The organism is Gimesia chilikensis (assembly GCF_008329715.1).
GTDB lineage: Bacteria > Planctomycetota > Planctomycetia > Planctomycetales > Planctomycetaceae > Gimesia > Gimesia chilikensis.
Genome location: NZ_VTSR01000005.1, coordinates 151088 through 166546, shown reverse-complemented (window position 1 = coordinate 166546; position 15459 = coordinate 151088). Strand labels below are relative to the sequence as shown.

The window sequence follows — 15459 nt, the reverse complement described above, 5'->3', positions numbered from 1 at the left end:
TCAGGCCTGAATTGACTTCACAGAAAATTCATGCAGCGATTCCGGCCAGATGGCGCGAAATGTATTATCAGTCACATTACGATAGCCGGCACGCACGCGTTCCATCAGTGGATGTTCAATTTTTCCACGGATGCGGCTTAAGACGTTCTCCGGATCATCCACGGTCAGAAACAGATTCATCTGCGAACTGCCGAAATCGTGTCCGTCCACGGTCGCTTTGCCGTCTTCCTGAATTTCTTCAATCAGCACCGACTCCAGGTCTACCAGTGAATCATAGTCAGGAATTACAGTTCCCGTGAATTGCAGAACGAGTTGATACTTCATAAGAGAGCCCCCTGTTCAAAAGAAAGAAACGGCGGGTCACAGAACATTGGACCGATGTGCCTCACTGAATTGAGGCTTAAGACTGGTGTTAATATATTATAACGGTGAGACGACGAGTCTTCACACAAGGTTCGATGAATTTCCTGTGATTATCCCAAAGCGGATTTCTCTGTCAAAATAGGCAGTTCTATCCGCTTGAATCACAAGTATGATGACAACAACAGGTTCAGATGAAAATGATTTAATTCGGGAAGCTTACAAAATGCCCAGTCGGAACTCATTTTTTTATCACAAAAATCTGCTGGTCTGTTTTCTGGCCTGTCTGATTGCAGTTTCGGCTCTCTTTGTTCTGGTTCCGCCCCCTCAACAGACTGAAATCGCCTGGCAGGAATATTCCCTGCCGCACATCCAGCGTGACATGGATCAAGGCAAAGTCATCCTGATCAGCGCCATGGCGAGTTGGGATCTGTCGTCTGCATGTTTTGAGTCCTGGTACTCACGCGATCCCGCCATGCTGCAGTTCCTGCGCACGCATCCGGTTGCCTGTTATCGCATCGATCTCGCTGGCCTCTCCGAGGAACAGTTTGAGGCCTGGCGGGGATATTTTGATTCGCGTTCCCCTCTGGGAGTCGTGCTGCTGGTTCAGACGCCGGAGAATGATGCGGTGATGGAAACCATCGAAGCCGACGTCGATCAACTCTCTCCGCGGAATCTGATTTCACGTCTGGAAAAACTGCTCGCCCGGCGAAACACCAAAACAGGAGCCGGCGTCTAAAACGTGCGCTCCATCAGGTATTTCTTCCAGTTCTCTTTTTCCAGCCGCTTGAATTCGCCCTCGATGTCGGTTCCGGTATAAAACGTGAGAATACCGTAAACCCGTTTGATTTCTCCCGGCGGACAGTCAGGAAAAATCGGATCCGAGTGCAGGCAGGGACACTTCTGATTGCCCCACGCTTTAAAGCAGGGAGTCCACCCCATGATCACCCAGTGGTTGCTCTTTGCAGACCGACAGGCAGCATACGGTGCGCGAAATACCTTGTTGTCATTGCTCTGTTGAGTGAAGCCGTCCATCATCTTCAGCATCGCACAGTTCTGCACCCGCAACTTGGAAAGAGGCTCATCGGTCCCATTCTTCAACCACATCTCCATCAGCACCGCTTTCTGAAGAGGCAACACGATCGTTCCGAATTCGATACCATTGGGCAGTCGACGCCGTGCTGTCATGGATCCGTCTTGATGGACTGACCATTCCTGCGGGGGCAGTTCCTTATTCTGCTGCGTCCAGATGGTAGGCACATGCGTGTGCGCGAGGTACGTCAGTCCCAGGTTCGACCAGATCGCTTCCGGGATATCCAGCACGAGATAGCTGTCTGGATCCCAGGGGGCAAACACGGAAATCTTCGTCTCCCGCTGGGGGTTGATCGCCCCTTCCAGAAAACCGATCCGCGGATGCCGACCGCCCGGATACGGCTTCACCGTCAAGATATCCGCAGGCTTACGCTCCGGCGCGAGTCGCTCCTGCAGTTCAAACCGTTTCAGTGCCGACTTGATCTCCGGCTTCGAAAGCCCCATAGCCTGCTGCATTTCATCCAGCGAATAATGATGATACAGCGACATGTTCTCCAGCCAGTATTTCAGCTCCTCATCCGTTGCCGGCTTCCGTGCATTCGGAAAAGTTTCCTCTGCACTCAGGGGCACAGCCAGACAGCAGCAGATCAAACTGAAAACAGCAACGCGACAAATCCACAACATCGGAGCACCTCGTGTTCTGCAGGATCGGTTCGGGGGCACATATCTTGCCAATTATATTATAGCCCAATTCACATCTCACCCTTTCATTTGAAATCGGGGATGTCCGATTGAAATTTGCGACTGGCCAGCATCTACCATGCACGAAGTCTGGCTAAAGTGGTTTACTGACCTTCACGTTTCGGCATGCTTTATTATCCGCAAGACGTCAGTACCAGTCCTCACGGTTCCTGATAATTCTTTTGAGGTTGTGACTATTTCAATCATCTTCATCAAACAGGAATAAATACACTGCTGAATGATGTCAAAGGTCTTTCCTTGTTGTCTTCAAATCATCACAATGTTTATTTGACACACGATGCCGATTCCGGCTGCAAGTAAGAAAGTAACTCACATGCACGATTACCACATCTACCAGGATGACTCAGGGACTCTGAGAACAGACCTCTTTTATGAATTCTCCATTCCCTTGGATTCCGATATCGCAGATCTGGATCACCCAAAGGCAGACGGCTGGGAGTATATCTCCAAGCGTTCGCCGACCGAGCTCGAGCTGGCTGAAGCAGCCGATGTAGCTGAGGCAATGGAGCGGGCCTGGCTGGAAGCGGGGATTACCAAAGCCAAACGCGTCAAACTGGAACGTTGCCCCGCCGATCCGTCGCATGTAACGCAAAGTGGTTTTGCCAGCCTGGAAGTCGAAGTCTGGAATTCTGCAGATCAGAAAATTCTGCTCTCCGAGTTTAATCTTACTAAACCCTGGTATGAAATGCCGTGTGAAGTAGATGCGTTACTGGTGCCCCAGACGTTTATGGAGCGAATTAAACAGAGTGGTTTGACCGGGGCTGTCTTCGTTCCGGTATCCATCAAGGATCCGGAAGGTCCCCTGGAAAAAACGCTACCGCCTCTGTTCGACTTCCAGTTTCGAGGCAAATCATGTTTGCGCCCCTCCCGGGTTCAGGGTGCTGAAAATGCCTGCCCGTTTTGTGGTCACAAACCATTAATCTGTCAGTCATGTGGACATGGCAATTCGATCTGCCCTGCATGCGAAAAAAGCACCTGGACAATCAAGGAAAAACATGGAGGTCCCGCCGATCAGCAACTGATTGTCTCACCACTCTCACAAAGAGAGATTCCCGTTCTGGAAGGCAGCCGCTGGGATGGATCCGACTTTGTCTACGGTGCCGGAGACGACCCCATGGCGACCAACTTCATTTCCAAACGCGCCCTGGACTGGTTACTCCAGGTTCATGCAACTCCCTTTTGCGCCCGACCGGTGAAGTTTTGCATCGATGGAATGAGCGATCAACAGCAGAAGCAGCTCGCTGAAATCCAGAAGTCCATCCCTTCCTGAAGCGAAGAGAGACACTGCTGACTCACCAACAGTCATCTCAACACCATATCAGTTTTCCTACAAAACGGGTGGGCTCGGATGCAATCCGAGCCGAGCGCAGCGAGCAGGAGGTCTCAGTGAAATCGCTCAATTCCAGGTGCAACAGTCAACCTCTCTCATTCACAAGGTGAGGTTCACCCGCCTGCAACAAAAGCGTGTTCCGCAACCTCCTGTTGTCTCCGACAACCTCGAATTTTATTCGAGGCCACCCAATTAAGATTGATACGAAATATCAAAGGGTGGGCTCGGATGTAATCCGAGCCGAGCGCAGCGAGCAGGAGGTCTCAGAGGGTTCAGCCATTCCAGCAACAGCGGACCTCACCAGAAAATGTAGGGTGCGGACCCATGTGTCCGCCCGCCTGGCGAGGCCCTGATCAGCTCAGACATAACAGGGACCACCACGAACCTCACAAATGAGAAATAATCCCATCAAGTACAGAAAGAACCTGCTCAAAAACGTCACAAAACCAGCACGAATCACAGAAAAACTGAGCAGACGTTACCCCCTGCGAATGATTTCCTCCCTGCAAACCCCATCACTATAGACACGATTGCCCAATCCCCCTAGAATCGGCCGGTTTTTTATTGGTACTCCACACTCTGACAGCATCGGTCTTATTGAATGAATTCCCAGCAGACACTCGTGCCCCCTCCGGAAACGGATCCTCTTGTTCCTGAAAACACGTCTGCTGAGATGCCTGAGTCGGGCCGTTATGCAACACCTGACTGGGCAAATATCGGCTGGGTCGTCGCCATTCATCTGGGCGTCCTCGCAGCACCGTTCTGCTTCACCTGGACCGGTCTCTTCACCTGTATGTTCCTGGGCTGGCTCACCGGCGGCATCGGTATCTGCCTGGGCTATCATCGCCTGCTCACGCATGGCAGCTTCCAGACCTATCCGTTCATGAATCGGCTGATTGGATTGATCGGCTTGCTGGCTGGGCAGGGGCCTCCAATCCAGTGGGTTGCCAATCATCGTAAACATCACCTGCACAGCGACCAGCCCGGCGATCCGCATTCCCCCCGCGATGGTCGCTGGTGGAGCCACATCCTCTGGCTCGTTCCTTTTCACAGTGCAGAGGAAATTCAGGCGACCCATCAGCGGTTCGCCCCCGATCTGCTGAAAGACCCGTTCATGCGTCTGCTGCAGCGAACCTTCCTGTACTGGCACCTGGGACTCGGCGCACTCCTCTACGGCATCGGCTACTGGGCTGGCGGTTCAGAACTGGGCCTCAGCCTGCTTGTCTACGGCATGTTCGTGCGTCTGTTCTACGTCCTGCACGCAACCTGGTTCGTGAACTCCGCGACGCACATCTGGGGCTATCGCAACTATGAAACCACCGACGACAGCCGCAACCTCTGGTGGGTGGCTCTGCTGACCTACGGCGAAGGCTGGCACAACAATCACCACAAATACCAGCGGATGGCAAAGAACGGCCACAAATGGTGGGAACTCGACATGACCTATGGCGCAATTCTCGTCCTCGAAAAACTGGGCCTCGCCTGGAAGGTCGTCAAAACCATTCCCCCCAACGACAAAGCGACTGCCGTCAAACCACCCAAATTCGCAACGCAACAGCAGACAGTCCAGGCACAGGTCGACTGAAGTCACGGCTTTACGGGTGGGCTCGGATGTAATCCGAGCCGAGCGCAGCGAGCAGGAAACTGTCAGGGAAGTCGAGCTATTTAAGAGCAAAACATTCCGATGTCCGTTACAGTAGGGGCTGGCCTGTGTGCCAGCCCGCATGTTTCGGGGATGTATCCAAAGGAATTCTCAAAAGCGGACGAAAGCTCACTCCGTCCCCAACTGCTCCATCGCCGCGGGCATCCGCTGGATATTGCCTTCCCGGTCCACGCACGCAATCACCGATTGGGCCACCGCTACGCTTTGACCATCGCGAAACAGCTCGTACTTGTGTACCAGTTTGGCCCCGGTCACTTTTTCCAGGGTCGTTCGCAGCGTCAGCACATCATCGTAGCGGGCCGGCAGCCGGTATTTGCATTCGATCTTAGCCACCACCAGCAGGTAGCCTTTCTCTTCCATCTCGCGGTAGTTACCACCCTGGGAACGGAAGAGCTCGGTGCGGCCCATTTCGAAGTACGTGAAGTAGTTACCATGATGCAGAAATCCCATGGCGTCCGTTTCGTTATAACGGACCCGGATTTCGATCTCATGCGAGTTAGACATCAGTCAAAACCATCCTTTGTCGAAATCAGAAGGCGTCTCAGGAGCGAACCGGACTGCTGGAGAGAGTCACATCGTAGGTCCGGTGTGCATTATCGCCGTTATCGTTCAGCGAATTCTCCACAGCGATCTGATACAGCTGACGACCCGATTCGGTCGGGTAAGTCGTATCGATACAGGCCTGGCAGAGAGAACTACCGGGCAGACCTACGGCACGCGCGATCGAAGCCTTAGGCAGATACTTCAGCGTATCGGCACCAATCGCCTCGGCCATCGCTTCTTCCACTGCGGGGCTCATCTCGCCACCGTTCAGGAACTTGGGAGCGAACAGCTCGTTGATCGTCGACATGTCGATGCCGTAAAAACAGGGAGCGATGATCGGCGGACAGGCTACGCGGACGTGTACTTCCTTCGCCCGGCCCCGTTCCTTCAACTGGCTGATCAATGCCTTCATCGTGGTTGAACGGACGATGGTATCTTCTACCAGCAGTACCCGCTTCCCTTCCAGAACTTCCGGCAGCGGCGTGTATTTCGCCCGTACTTTGTCTTTGCGGTTGGCCCCTTCGATAAAGGTTCGCCCGATGTAACGGTTACGGATCAAGCCTTCCAGACAGGGCACGCGCAGCGTATACGCCATACTGTCGGCGGCCGCTTTCGCGGTGTCCGGCACAGGTACGACGATAGTATCTTCATCAATAGGCACGGTTTCCTGCTCGGCCAGTTCTTCACCCAGGCGTTTACGGGTGATGTACACACTCTGGTCGTCCAGGGTACTGCAGACATTCGCGAAGTAGATCCATTCGAAGAAGCAGTGTGCTTTCTGCGTCGGCTTCGCATATTCGCGGATCGTCAGCTCGCCATCCTGAATCACAATCGCACAACCCGGGGGCAGACTCTTGATCTGCTCGGCTTCGAAGCCCATGTTGGCCAGCGCCACACTTTCAGATGCGGCTGCGAACAGCGAACCATCAAAGGCATAGCACAACGGACGCAGTCCCACTGGATCGCGGGAAACGAACATATTCCCCAACGCATCCAGGAAGACAATATTATATGCACCGTCCAGGCGTTTGCTGAGCGTAGTCAGCATGTCGAACAGCTCGGCAGGATTCTCTTTGGAAAGTTCCTGCGAGATGAGGTGCATCAGAATTTCGGTATCGGTTTCCCGGGCCAGATGGAAGTCGGACTCGGTCAGGATTTCCTTGCAGAGTTCCTGGTAGTTGGCCAGCTGACCGTTAAAGCCGAAACTGAACCATTTGGATTTCTGGATATGATGGCGTTCGAATGGTTGCGCGTAGCTGCGGTCATCTTTACCACAGGTCGCATACCGCACGTGACCGATCGCCGCGGGGCCCTCGTACTTCTTCATCAGGTTGTTGAAGGTCTGCTGATGATTCAGCTGAAACACCTCGGTGACGGTTCCCACATCTTTGTGAGTATCGATCAACTGATTCCGGCCAGGGTTAAACGTGGTCATTCCCGCAGCCAGCTGGCCACGATTCTGAATATCCAGCAGTAACCGGGAGATGAGTTGCGATGTCTTTTCAGGGTCGCCCAGGGGAGCCAGAGGACTGGGATCTCGGTTGGGAAGATGGTAGACGGCTGCAATTCCACATTCGTGGTATAGTTCCGACATAAATTGCCTTAGTTCGTGAAATAGAGTTTCGAAATCAGTGTGAACCGGGTGAACTATGCGGTAAATTGTTCCCGAGCCCTGCTTGAGCGTCAAACAGAATCAGCAAATTGAGAGAGAAAAACGCCGTTTTACAGGAAATCCCTTTGATATACGACATGCTCGCGCTGATGATTGTCTATGCTCCGGCCCCGGACTTCTATATTATATAAATATTAAGAAATAGGGACCCGGTGGCGAGTACCTCTTTGAAATTTTTTTGTGATTCCCGGAAAAAGTGCAGACTGTGAGTCTAACCCGTCGCGAAGTCATCGACTCAGCGGAAACGCTGGTAATTAAAATTGGAACAAACGTTCTCTCCTGCCCGGACGATACACTCGATCCCGCACGGATCGAAACGCTGGCCGAACAGATTCACCGTGTCAAAATGACCGGCCGCAAAGTCGTCGTCGTTTCCAGTGGTGCCATCGGTGCCGGCATGGGATTACTCGGACTCAAAGAACGCCCTCGCGATCTGGGGCACCTGCAGGCCTCCGCCGCTGTCGGTCAGGCGCACCTCATCCGTCGCTATGACCGCTACTTACGCAAACACGGCTATCACGCCGCCCAGCTCCTGGTCACCGCCAACGATTTCAAAAACCGGACGCGTTACCTCAATGTACGTAACACCATCCATACGCTGTTTGAGTATGGTGCAGTCCCGATTGTGAATGAAAACGACACCGTCAGCATCCAGGAAATTAAGTTCGGCGATAACGATCACCTGGCCGCCATGGTCACCAGCCTGGTCAAAAAGCCGCTGCTGGTGATCCTGTCCATCGTCGATGGTCTTTATAATGGCGATCCAAAATCTCCCGACAGTACCCGCATCTCCTCGGTGCAGGACTGGACACCCGAATTACTCGCGCTGGCGACCGACGACAGCAGCTCGCGGGGAACCGGGGGCATGAAATCGAAACTGCAGGCCGTCCGCTCGGCGACCGCCGTCGGTGAAAATGTCATCATTGCCAACGGGACTCAGGAAGGGATTCTGGATCGCATCCTGCAGGGCGAGGATGTCGGTACGCTGTTTCACGCCCAGGGAGCTTCGGTCTCTGCCTGGAAACGTTGGATCGGTTACACCATCCGTCCCAAGGGGCGCTTTCATCTTGATGAAGGTGCCACCCGCGCTATTCGCGAAGGGGGTAAGTCGCTCCTGGCGATCGGCATCCGCTCGATTGATGGCACCTTTGAAAGCGGCGAAGCAGTCACCCTCGTCAGTCCCAGTGGAGAGGAATTTGCCCGGGGCCTGACCAATTACAATTCCGCCGATCTGGCAAAAATCATTATGCACCGTTCCGATCAGATCGCTTCCATACTGGGATCCGTTCCCTATTCGGAAGTGATTCACCGCGACAACCTGGCCGTCCTGGAAAATCATCCTGCAGTCTAGGAGACAATTCAATGTGGTTTACCGAAACAGCCATTCCCCCCATTGCCATCTGCTCCGTGATTGCAACCGTCCTGTTTATTCAGTGGTACCTGAGGCGACAGTCAAAATACCTCGTGGGCATGGCAATCGCGCTGGTCATGCTGGGGGTGTCCTATCTGGTTGAAATCAGCATCGTAACTCCCCGCGAACGCGTCGAGGCTGACCTCTATGCTCTGGCCGATGCATTTCAGCACAAGGAGGTGGATACGACGATGGGCTACATCAGTAAAGGGGCAGCTCCTCTGCGTACCCTGGTCATGCTGGCCCTCACTACGGTCACCATTGAAGGTGACCTGCGGATTACCGACGTTGAAACAGAAATGCTGGCAGATGACTCGATCGCCAAAACGCATTTTCGTGCCAATGGCGCGGCCACCTTTAAGGGCATCACCGGTCGCGCCCCCACCCGCTGGGAATTGACCTGGCAGCAGATCGGGGGTGAATGGAAGGTTACCGAAGCCCGGCGGCTGAATCCGATCACCGGCGACGAACTGCAGCCAATGGCCGTTCGCTGAGCAGACCGAAGATTATCTCTGGGCCACTTTGTAACCCTTGGGATAGCCCAGGGTCCGGGCAAAAAAGTCTTCCATCATCGGGAACGTCTGGGTCTGGTCTCTTAAGAAGACCGCGTGGCCGGCATCGTCGCTACGATAGTAAGTCACATCCCGGGCACCGGCAGTTTTCAACGCAGCCACGAACTGGTCTGCCTGGCTTACATCTACGAAGGGATCCAGTACGCCATGCATTACCAGCATCGGCGGGGCATCCGCACGAACGTAAGTGATCGGCGAGATTTTCGCGACTTCCGTTTTCAATTCGTCTTCGTTCTTCCATGTCAAATGGATCATCCGCGGGAGATGCTCGATGCCATCTGCCCAGCTCAGGTAGTCTGTCGGCGTCGCGGTCACGCAGATCGCATTCAGCTCGCTGGACTTGTCATGCCAGGGGGCACTCGAATCAACCTGCTGACTCTGTTTCATCAATCCGACCAGGCAGACCATGGAACCGCCGTTCGCATTTCCAAAGGCACCAATTCGTTCCGGATCAATCTGGTATTTGTCCGCATGTGCCCGCATCCAGCGAATGGCGCACTTCAGATCTTCCAGGCATTCTGCAAAAGGGGTGTCATCCGAAAGTCGATGATAGAGGCTGACACAGACGTAACCCTTGCGAGCGTAATGCAGGGGACCTGTTCGAGAGTGTCGAGTCGTGTTGTTTCCGCCCGAACCACCCCCGGCATAAACGAAGACCAGGGCCGGCCGTGGTTGAGTTTCCACCTGCTGAGGCAGAACCAGGTTCATCCGCCAGCGGGTCTTTTTGCCGGGGTGATAGACAACATCATCGATGACTTTTAAGTCTTTGGGCAGGGGCACAATATTCGAACGGGGAATCGAACTCAGCTGGCGCGCCGGTTCTTTCTCCTGTTTTTTTTCCGCGTCCGGGATCAGGCAGGCAACGATTCCCAGAAAAACGATTCCCAAAACGACACGTGTTACGAAAACCGGCATTGCGCCCCTCAACACTTCCTGTGAAATTGAAACTGAAACTGAAAAACAGTACTCAAACAAACCCCAGGTCCGGCCAAAAGTGTTCCTCACTTTTTTGAAAATAGAAAATATTTTTTCCGCCCCGCTTCCGATCTGCCTCAGAATTTCGATTTTTGATTTGCAAGATTATATATAATTTGACAGAATAATAGATTATCCGGGCTTGCCAGGACCTCCCGCAAAGGGACCATAATGAGTGTATTCGTCTCCCGCCTGAGTCTCTGAATCAATTAACACAAAGATGATCTGCCATGTTATCGCGTACATGTCTGCTCTGTCTGATTCCTCTGGTATTGGTATCACCTCTCGGTGCTGCGGAAGCGCCGCCTGAAGCGAAGCAAAAGGTCGACTTCGAGAAACAGGTCCTTCCCCTGTTGCAGACGAAGTGCTTCGACTGTCACAACGCCGACACCCAGGAAAGCAAATTCCGTCTAGACCGGAAAGCGGGCCTGCTCCGAGGGGGCGATTCGGGTGAACCAGCCATCATTCCCGGCCAGAGCGCGAAGAGTCACCTGCTCAAACTGGTGCGGGGAGAAGAGGCCGGCCTGCTGATGCCCCCCGACGAATCCGAACGACTCACCGCAGCACAGATCCAGCTCCTGGCGGACTGGATCGATCAGGGAGCCCCGTGGCCCGGACCAGACGGCGTCGTCAAAGAGGAAAAACGGACGACCGATCACTGGTCCTTTCAGCCCCTGGCCAAAGTCACGCCCCCGGATACCAAAGATGCCTGGGTCCGTACCGGCATCGACGCCTTCATTCTGGGTCGTCTCCAGCAGAAACAGTTGACCCATAATCCCCGCGCCGATCGCAGAACACTCATCCGCCGGCTCTACCTGGACCTCCTCGGTCTCCCGCCAACGCCCGCTGAAGTCGAACGCTTCGTGAATGACGAGAGCCCCGACGCCTGGGAGAAACTGGTCGACACCACACTCAACAACCCGCACTACGGCGAACGCTGGGCTCGCTACTGGCTCGATCTCGTCCGCTTCGCCGAAACGCATGGCTTCGAAACCAATCGCGAACGACCTCATGCCTGGCCTTACCGCGACTATGTCATTCAATCACTCAACGCTGACAAGCCCTACAACCAGTTCATCAAAGAACAGATTGCCGGCGACATTCTGGGTGACCCGACCGGCACCGCCTATCTGGTTGCGGGCCCCTACGATCAGGTCAAAAGCCCCGACATCAACCTGACCCTTATGCAGCGTCAGAACGAACTCGACGACATGATCAATACCACGGGCACCGCTTTCCTGGGCCTCACCCTGGGGTGTGCCCGCTGTCACAATCACAAGTTCGATCCCGTGACCCAGGCTGACTACTATTCGATGCAGGCCATCTTCGCCGGCGTCAAGCACGGCGACCGCAGTCTGCCAATTCCCGCATCACAACAGAAAGAAATCCGTAAGAAACAGACGCGTATCGCGAAACTGAAATCCGAACTGGAACCCTATCGCCGCCGACCCGAGTCCCGCCGCTTCGTTTCCATCGACGATCAACTTCCTCCGGAAAACACGTCTCTCCGTCTCGAAGTCCTGCAGACGCGTGCCGGTTTCGGCGCCAATCCCGCAGGCACAGATCCAGGTGCAAAGGACGATCCCGGCAGCCCCACCCGCTCGCCCAACTTGAGTGGCGGTAAATACAGCTGGTGGAAAAACGAGCCGGGCAAACCCCTGGTTGCCTGGAAGCCCGGGCAAACCGGCGACTATCGCCTCTGGCTCTCCTGGGGCTGTGGATACGAGTCGCACAGCACTGATGTCCGTTATGTTCTGGACCGCGATGGAAACCCGCAGACCACAGATGACTGGCAGGAAGTCGCCCAGGTCGATCAGCAACGCTTCGCCGATGGAACGAAACCAGCCCGCAGAGCGGCCCTCTGGAGCGGTTTCCACGATGCAGGGATCGTCACACTCGAACCACAGAATGCACTGCTCCTGGTGGGCGGCAAACACGGCACCGCTGTGACCGCGGACCTCATCCTCTGGGAGTCGGTGACTCTCTCCCCCTCCGACCAGAGCCTGCCCAAACCAGCCTTCCGGAAACCGGTGCAACCGACCCACAATGTGGAACGCATCAGCCCGGTCGAAACCCGCTTCGTGCGTTTTACGATTCACGCCACCAATAGCAGTGCTCCCTGCCTGGATGAATTGGAGATCTTCTCCGGCGGGCAGAACGTCGCCCTTGCTTCCGCAGGCGCAAAAGCCACCTGTTCCAGTGCATTACCCGGTTATCCGATTCACAAGCTGGAGCACATCAACGACGGCAAGTACGGCAACAGCCACAGCTGGATTTCTCACGAGAACGGCGGCGGCTGGATTCAGATTGAACTCCCGCAGACTACGACCATCGATCGCATCGAATGGGCCCGTGATCGCGAAGGCAGATACAGCGACCGCGTTCCCGTCGATTACGTCATCGAAGTCTCAGAGACCGGTACCGACTGGCAGACGATTGCCGGCTCAAGCGATCGACTCCCCCTCACGCTGCCTGCCGATACACTCCAGGCCGCCAGCACCACCTACCATTTCGACCATCTGCCTGCGGAACAGGCCCAGGCTGGGAAACAGTTGCTTGCCGAGTTGAAACAGCAACAGAGCGACCTAAAACGTCTGCAGAAATCAGACATGGTCTACGCAGGTAAGTATTCGCAGCCCGGGCCAACCCACCGTCTCTATCGAGGCGAACCTCTGGCCAAACGCGAACAGGTTCCACCGAACGCCCCCAAGATCTTTACCGATCTGAAACTGAGTACCACTGCTCCCGAAAACGAACGCCGCAAACGGCTGGCTGAGTGGATCGCTTCTCCCGAGAATCCACTGACCGCCCGCGTCATCGTGAACCGCCTCTGGCAGTTCCACTTCGGTAAGGGGCTGGTAACAACGCCCAGCGACTTTGGAGCAGGCGGCGTACCACCCACGCATCCCGAACTGCTCGACTGGCTCGCGCAGGAACTGATCGCGCATGACTGGTCCCTCAAACATATTCATCGTCTGATTCTGACCTCCGCCACATATCAGCAGTCCGGTCAACCCAATCCCCGGGCACTCAAGGTGGATGCCGCCTCCCAACTCTGGTGGCGGTTCCCGCCTCGCCGTCTTGAAGCCGAACCGATCCGCGATTCGATCCTCGCGGTGACAGGCGTATTGGATCTCAAAATGGGCGGACCCGGTTTCAGTGCTTTCGAAGTCGAAGCGGAGAACGTACGGCACTATCACCCCAAGAAAACCTACGGCCCCGCTGACTGGCGCCGCATGATCTACATGACCAAAGTCCGCATGGAACAGGATTCCGTCTTCGGTCTGTTCGACTGTCCCGACGCCGCCACCTCCGTCGCCAAACGCAGTCGCTCCACAACGCCGCTGCAGGCTTTGAATCTGTTCAACAGCCGGTTCCTGCTGCAACAGGCCGACCTGTTCGCCCAGCGTCTGGAACGCGAGCATCCCGGCGATCAACGGGCTCAGGTCAAACGGGCCTTCGAACTCTGCTATTCGCGTCCCCCTACGGAGTCCGAACTCAGCGATTCGGTTCAGTTCATCAAGGCGGAAAAACTGCCCGCCTTCTGCCGGGCACTGCTCAACAGCAACGAGCTTCTGTTTATTCAATAGGTCAACTTCACCAGGCATTGAGAGTCAGATATGAGCGCTCCTCAAAACCCGTTTCCCGCGAATCGTCATCTGCTCAACCGCAGAAATTTCCTCGGTCAGACCGTTAGCGGTTTGAGCAGTATCGCCTTCTCGGCGATGCTCGCCGAACAGCATCTGCTCGCGGCGGAGAAGGAACCCCGGTTGACCGTGGGTGGCAAAGCACCCATCCGGCCCGAAATCGATCCCGGCAAGCCCTTCGCCCCCCGCGATGCACATTTCCCGGCCGCGGCGAAAAATGTCATCGTCATTTTCTGCTCCGGTGCCTGCAGTCATCTGGATACCTTCGACTACAAGCCGTCGCTCGTCAAAATGCATGGCAAGCCGATGCCCGGCGGCGACAAACTCGTCACCTTCCAGGGGCAGCAGGGGAACCTCACGCAGAGTCCCTGGAAGTTCAAGCCGCGAGGCGAATCGGGCAAGATGATTTCCGACCTGGTGCCCCACCTCGGGGAACTGGCCGACGACATCTGCTTCCTGCATTCCATCAAAGGTAAAACCAACACACACGGCCCGGGCGAAAACTACATGTCGACCGGCTTCACCCTCGACGGCTTCCCCAGTATGGGCGCCTGGACCAGCTACGCTCTGGGTAGCGAAAATCAGGACCTCCCGTCCTACGTTGCGATCCCCGATCCCCGCGGCACGCCGCAGGCTTCCGTCAATAACTGGGGCCCCGGCTTCCTCCCCGCTACTTTCCAGGGAACCGATTTCAACGCCGCCCAGCCCATTCGTAACCTCGATCGCCCCGCGTCCATCGATGCGAAAACCGACCGTGCCACCCGCGGTTTTCTGCAAAAGCTCAACGAACAGCATCTGGCCCGTTTTCCCGGCGATTCCGAACTCGCGGCCCGCATTTCCAGCTACGAACTGGCCGCCCGTATGCAGCTCAGTGTTCCCGAAATCAGCGATCTCTCGCAGGAATCAGCCAGCACGCTGCATATGTACGGCATCGATGACAGCGAAAACCAGCTCAAAGCGGCTTACGCGAAGAACTGTCTCCTCGCCCGCCGCTTAATCGAGAAAGGCGTCCGCTTCGTTCAGCTCTTCAACGGTGCCTACCAGACGGGCGGAGAAGGGGTCAGCAACTGGGACGGACACAAAAAGATCAAGGATCAGTACAGCATCCACGGTCCGGTCCTCGACCAGCCTACCGCGGCCCTCATCAAAGACCTCAAACAGCGCGGTCTGCTCGAAGACACGCTGGTCGTCTGGTGTACCGAATTCGGTCGCATGCCCACCTTTCAGAAGGGGGCCAGCGGTCGTGACCACAATCCCGAAGGCTTTACCTGCTGGCTCGCCGGTGCCGGCGTCAAAGCCCCCTTTACGTACGGAGCCACGGACGAATTCGGCTACAAGGCCGTCGACAATGTCGTCACCGTCCACGACTTCCACGCGACGATTCTCCACCTGCTCGGACTGGATCACGAACGCCTGACCTTCTATCACAACGGCCTCGAACGCCGACTCACTGATGTAGAAGGGACCGTCGTGAAAGAGATCCTGGCCTGAA

At 55.4% G+C, this 15459-nt stretch carries 12 protein-coding genes; 7 read left to right on the top strand and 5 right to left on the bottom strand.

Going from position 1 to position 15459, the window contains the following annotated elements; genetic code table 11:
* Nucleotides 1-324: an ABC transporter gene (locus tag FYZ48_RS04905; protein ID WP_149338097.1), complete on the bottom strand. Its 324-nt coding sequence runs from the start codon at nt 322-324 to the stop codon at nt 1-3.
* A 262-nt stretch (nt 325-586) separates the two neighbouring features.
* Here FYZ48_RS04905 and FYZ48_RS04900 point away from each other — a divergent pair, with 262 nt between their 5' ends.
* Nucleotides 587-1099 (top strand): hypothetical protein, encoded by a 513-nt coding sequence (locus FYZ48_RS04900; RefSeq protein WP_149338095.1) that lies wholly within the window; start codon nt 587-589, stop codon nt 1097-1099.
* Here the strand turns inward: FYZ48_RS04900 and FYZ48_RS04895 are convergent.
* Nucleotides 1096-2076, bottom strand: a complete 981-nt coding sequence (locus FYZ48_RS04895; protein WP_149338093.1) for a hypothetical protein — start codon at nt 2074-2076, stop codon at nt 1096-1098. The two genes, FYZ48_RS04900 and FYZ48_RS04895, sit on opposite strands and share 4 nt — an antisense overlap.
* Before the next feature lie 391 nt (nt 2077-2467).
* Between FYZ48_RS04895 and FYZ48_RS04890 the strand changes: the two genes are divergently transcribed.
* Nucleotides 2468-3424 (top strand): hypothetical protein, encoded by a 957-nt coding sequence (locus FYZ48_RS04890; RefSeq protein WP_149338091.1) that lies wholly within the window; start codon nt 2468-2470, stop codon nt 3422-3424.
* A gap of 661 nt (nt 3425-4085) precedes the next feature.
* Nucleotides 4086-5069, top strand: coding sequence for an acyl-CoA desaturase (locus FYZ48_RS04885; RefSeq protein ID WP_149338089.1), 984 nt, complete (start codon nt 4086-4088; stop codon nt 5067-5069).
* 186 nt (nt 5070-5255) lie between these two features.
* On the opposite strand, the gene FYZ48_RS04880 is transcribed toward FYZ48_RS04885, so the two are convergent.
* Both FYZ48_RS04880 and FYZ48_RS04875 read right to left on the bottom strand, forming a co-directional pair.
* The gene (locus FYZ48_RS04880; RefSeq protein WP_145442940.1) at nt 5256-5651 is read right to left on the bottom strand and encodes an acyl-CoA thioesterase; all 396 of its coding nucleotides are present in this window, start codon (nt 5649-5651) and stop codon (nt 5256-5258) included.
* 37 nt (nt 5652-5688) lie between these two features.
* Complete coding sequence (locus FYZ48_RS04875; protein WP_149338086.1) at nt 5689-7284, bottom strand: amidophosphoribosyltransferase; 1596 nt, start codon at nt 7282-7284, stop codon at nt 5689-5691.
* A gap of 283 nt (nt 7285-7567) precedes the next feature.
* On the opposite strand from FYZ48_RS04875, the gene proB reads away from it, so the two are divergent.
* Both proB and FYZ48_RS04865 read left to right on the top strand, forming a co-directional pair.
* The gene (gene proB / locus FYZ48_RS04870) at nt 7568-8713 is read left to right on the top strand and encodes a glutamate 5-kinase (RefSeq protein ID WP_149338084.1); all 1146 of its coding nucleotides are present in this window, start codon (nt 7568-7570) and stop codon (nt 8711-8713) included.
* Between the two features lie 11 nt (nt 8714-8724).
* On the top strand, nt 8725-9267 hold the full coding sequence (locus tag FYZ48_RS04865; RefSeq protein WP_149338082.1) for a hypothetical protein: 543 nt from the start codon (nt 8725-8727) through the stop codon (nt 9265-9267).
* Between the two features lie 12 nt (nt 9268-9279).
* On the opposite strand, the gene FYZ48_RS04860 is transcribed toward FYZ48_RS04865, so the two are convergent.
* Entirely contained in the window at nt 9280-10260 is a 981-nt protein-coding gene (locus tag FYZ48_RS04860; protein WP_149338080.1) for an alpha/beta hydrolase, read from the bottom strand.
* Between the two features lie 290 nt (nt 10261-10550).
* Between FYZ48_RS04860 and FYZ48_RS04855 the strand changes: the two genes are divergently transcribed.
* The gene (locus FYZ48_RS04855) at nt 10551-13910 is read left to right on the top strand and encodes a DUF1553 domain-containing protein (protein WP_149338078.1); all 3360 of its coding nucleotides are present in this window, start codon (nt 10551-10553) and stop codon (nt 13908-13910) included.
* A gap of 30 nt (nt 13911-13940) precedes the next feature.
* A complete protein-coding gene (locus FYZ48_RS04850) occupies nt 13941-15458 on the top strand; it encodes a DUF1501 domain-containing protein (RefSeq protein WP_149338076.1) in 1518 nt (505 codons plus the stop codon).
* Nucleotide 15459 lies beyond the last annotated feature (1 nt).

Excerpts from the sequence above, each read along its gene's own strand:
- FYZ48_RS04905 (WP_149338097.1), bottom strand. The coding sequence starts at position 324 with ATGAAGTATCAACTCGTTCTGCAATTCACGGGAACTGTAATTCCTGAC.
- FYZ48_RS04900 (WP_149338095.1), top strand. The coding sequence starts at position 587 with ATGCCCAGTCGGAACTCATTTTTTTATCACAAAAATCTGCTGGTCTGT.
- FYZ48_RS04895 (WP_149338093.1), bottom strand. The coding sequence starts at position 2,076 with ATGTTGTGGATTTGTCGCGTTGCTGTTTTCAGTTTGATCTGCTGCTGT.
- FYZ48_RS04890 (WP_149338091.1), top strand. The coding sequence starts at position 2,468 with ATGCACGATTACCACATCTACCAGGATGACTCAGGGACTCTGAGAACA.
- FYZ48_RS04885 (WP_149338089.1), top strand. The coding sequence starts at position 4,086 with ATGAATTCCCAGCAGACACTCGTGCCCCCTCCGGAAACGGATCCTCTT.
- FYZ48_RS04880 (WP_145442940.1), bottom strand. The coding sequence starts at position 5,651 with ATGTCTAACTCGCATGAGATCGAAATCCGGGTCCGTTATAACGAAACG.
- FYZ48_RS04875 (WP_149338086.1), bottom strand. The coding sequence starts at position 7,284 with ATGTCGGAACTATACCACGAATGTGGAATTGCAGCCGTCTACCATCTT.
- FYZ48_RS04865 (WP_149338082.1), top strand. The coding sequence starts at position 8,725 with ATGTGGTTTACCGAAACAGCCATTCCCCCCATTGCCATCTGCTCCGTG.
- FYZ48_RS04860 (WP_149338080.1), bottom strand. The coding sequence starts at position 10,260 with ATGCCGGTTTTCGTAACACGTGTCGTTTTGGGAATCGTTTTTCTGGGA.
- FYZ48_RS04855 (WP_149338078.1), top strand. The coding sequence starts at position 10,551 with ATGTTATCGCGTACATGTCTGCTCTGTCTGATTCCTCTGGTATTGGTA.
- FYZ48_RS04850 (WP_149338076.1), top strand. The coding sequence starts at position 13,941 with ATGAGCGCTCCTCAAAACCCGTTTCCCGCGAATCGTCATCTGCTCAAC.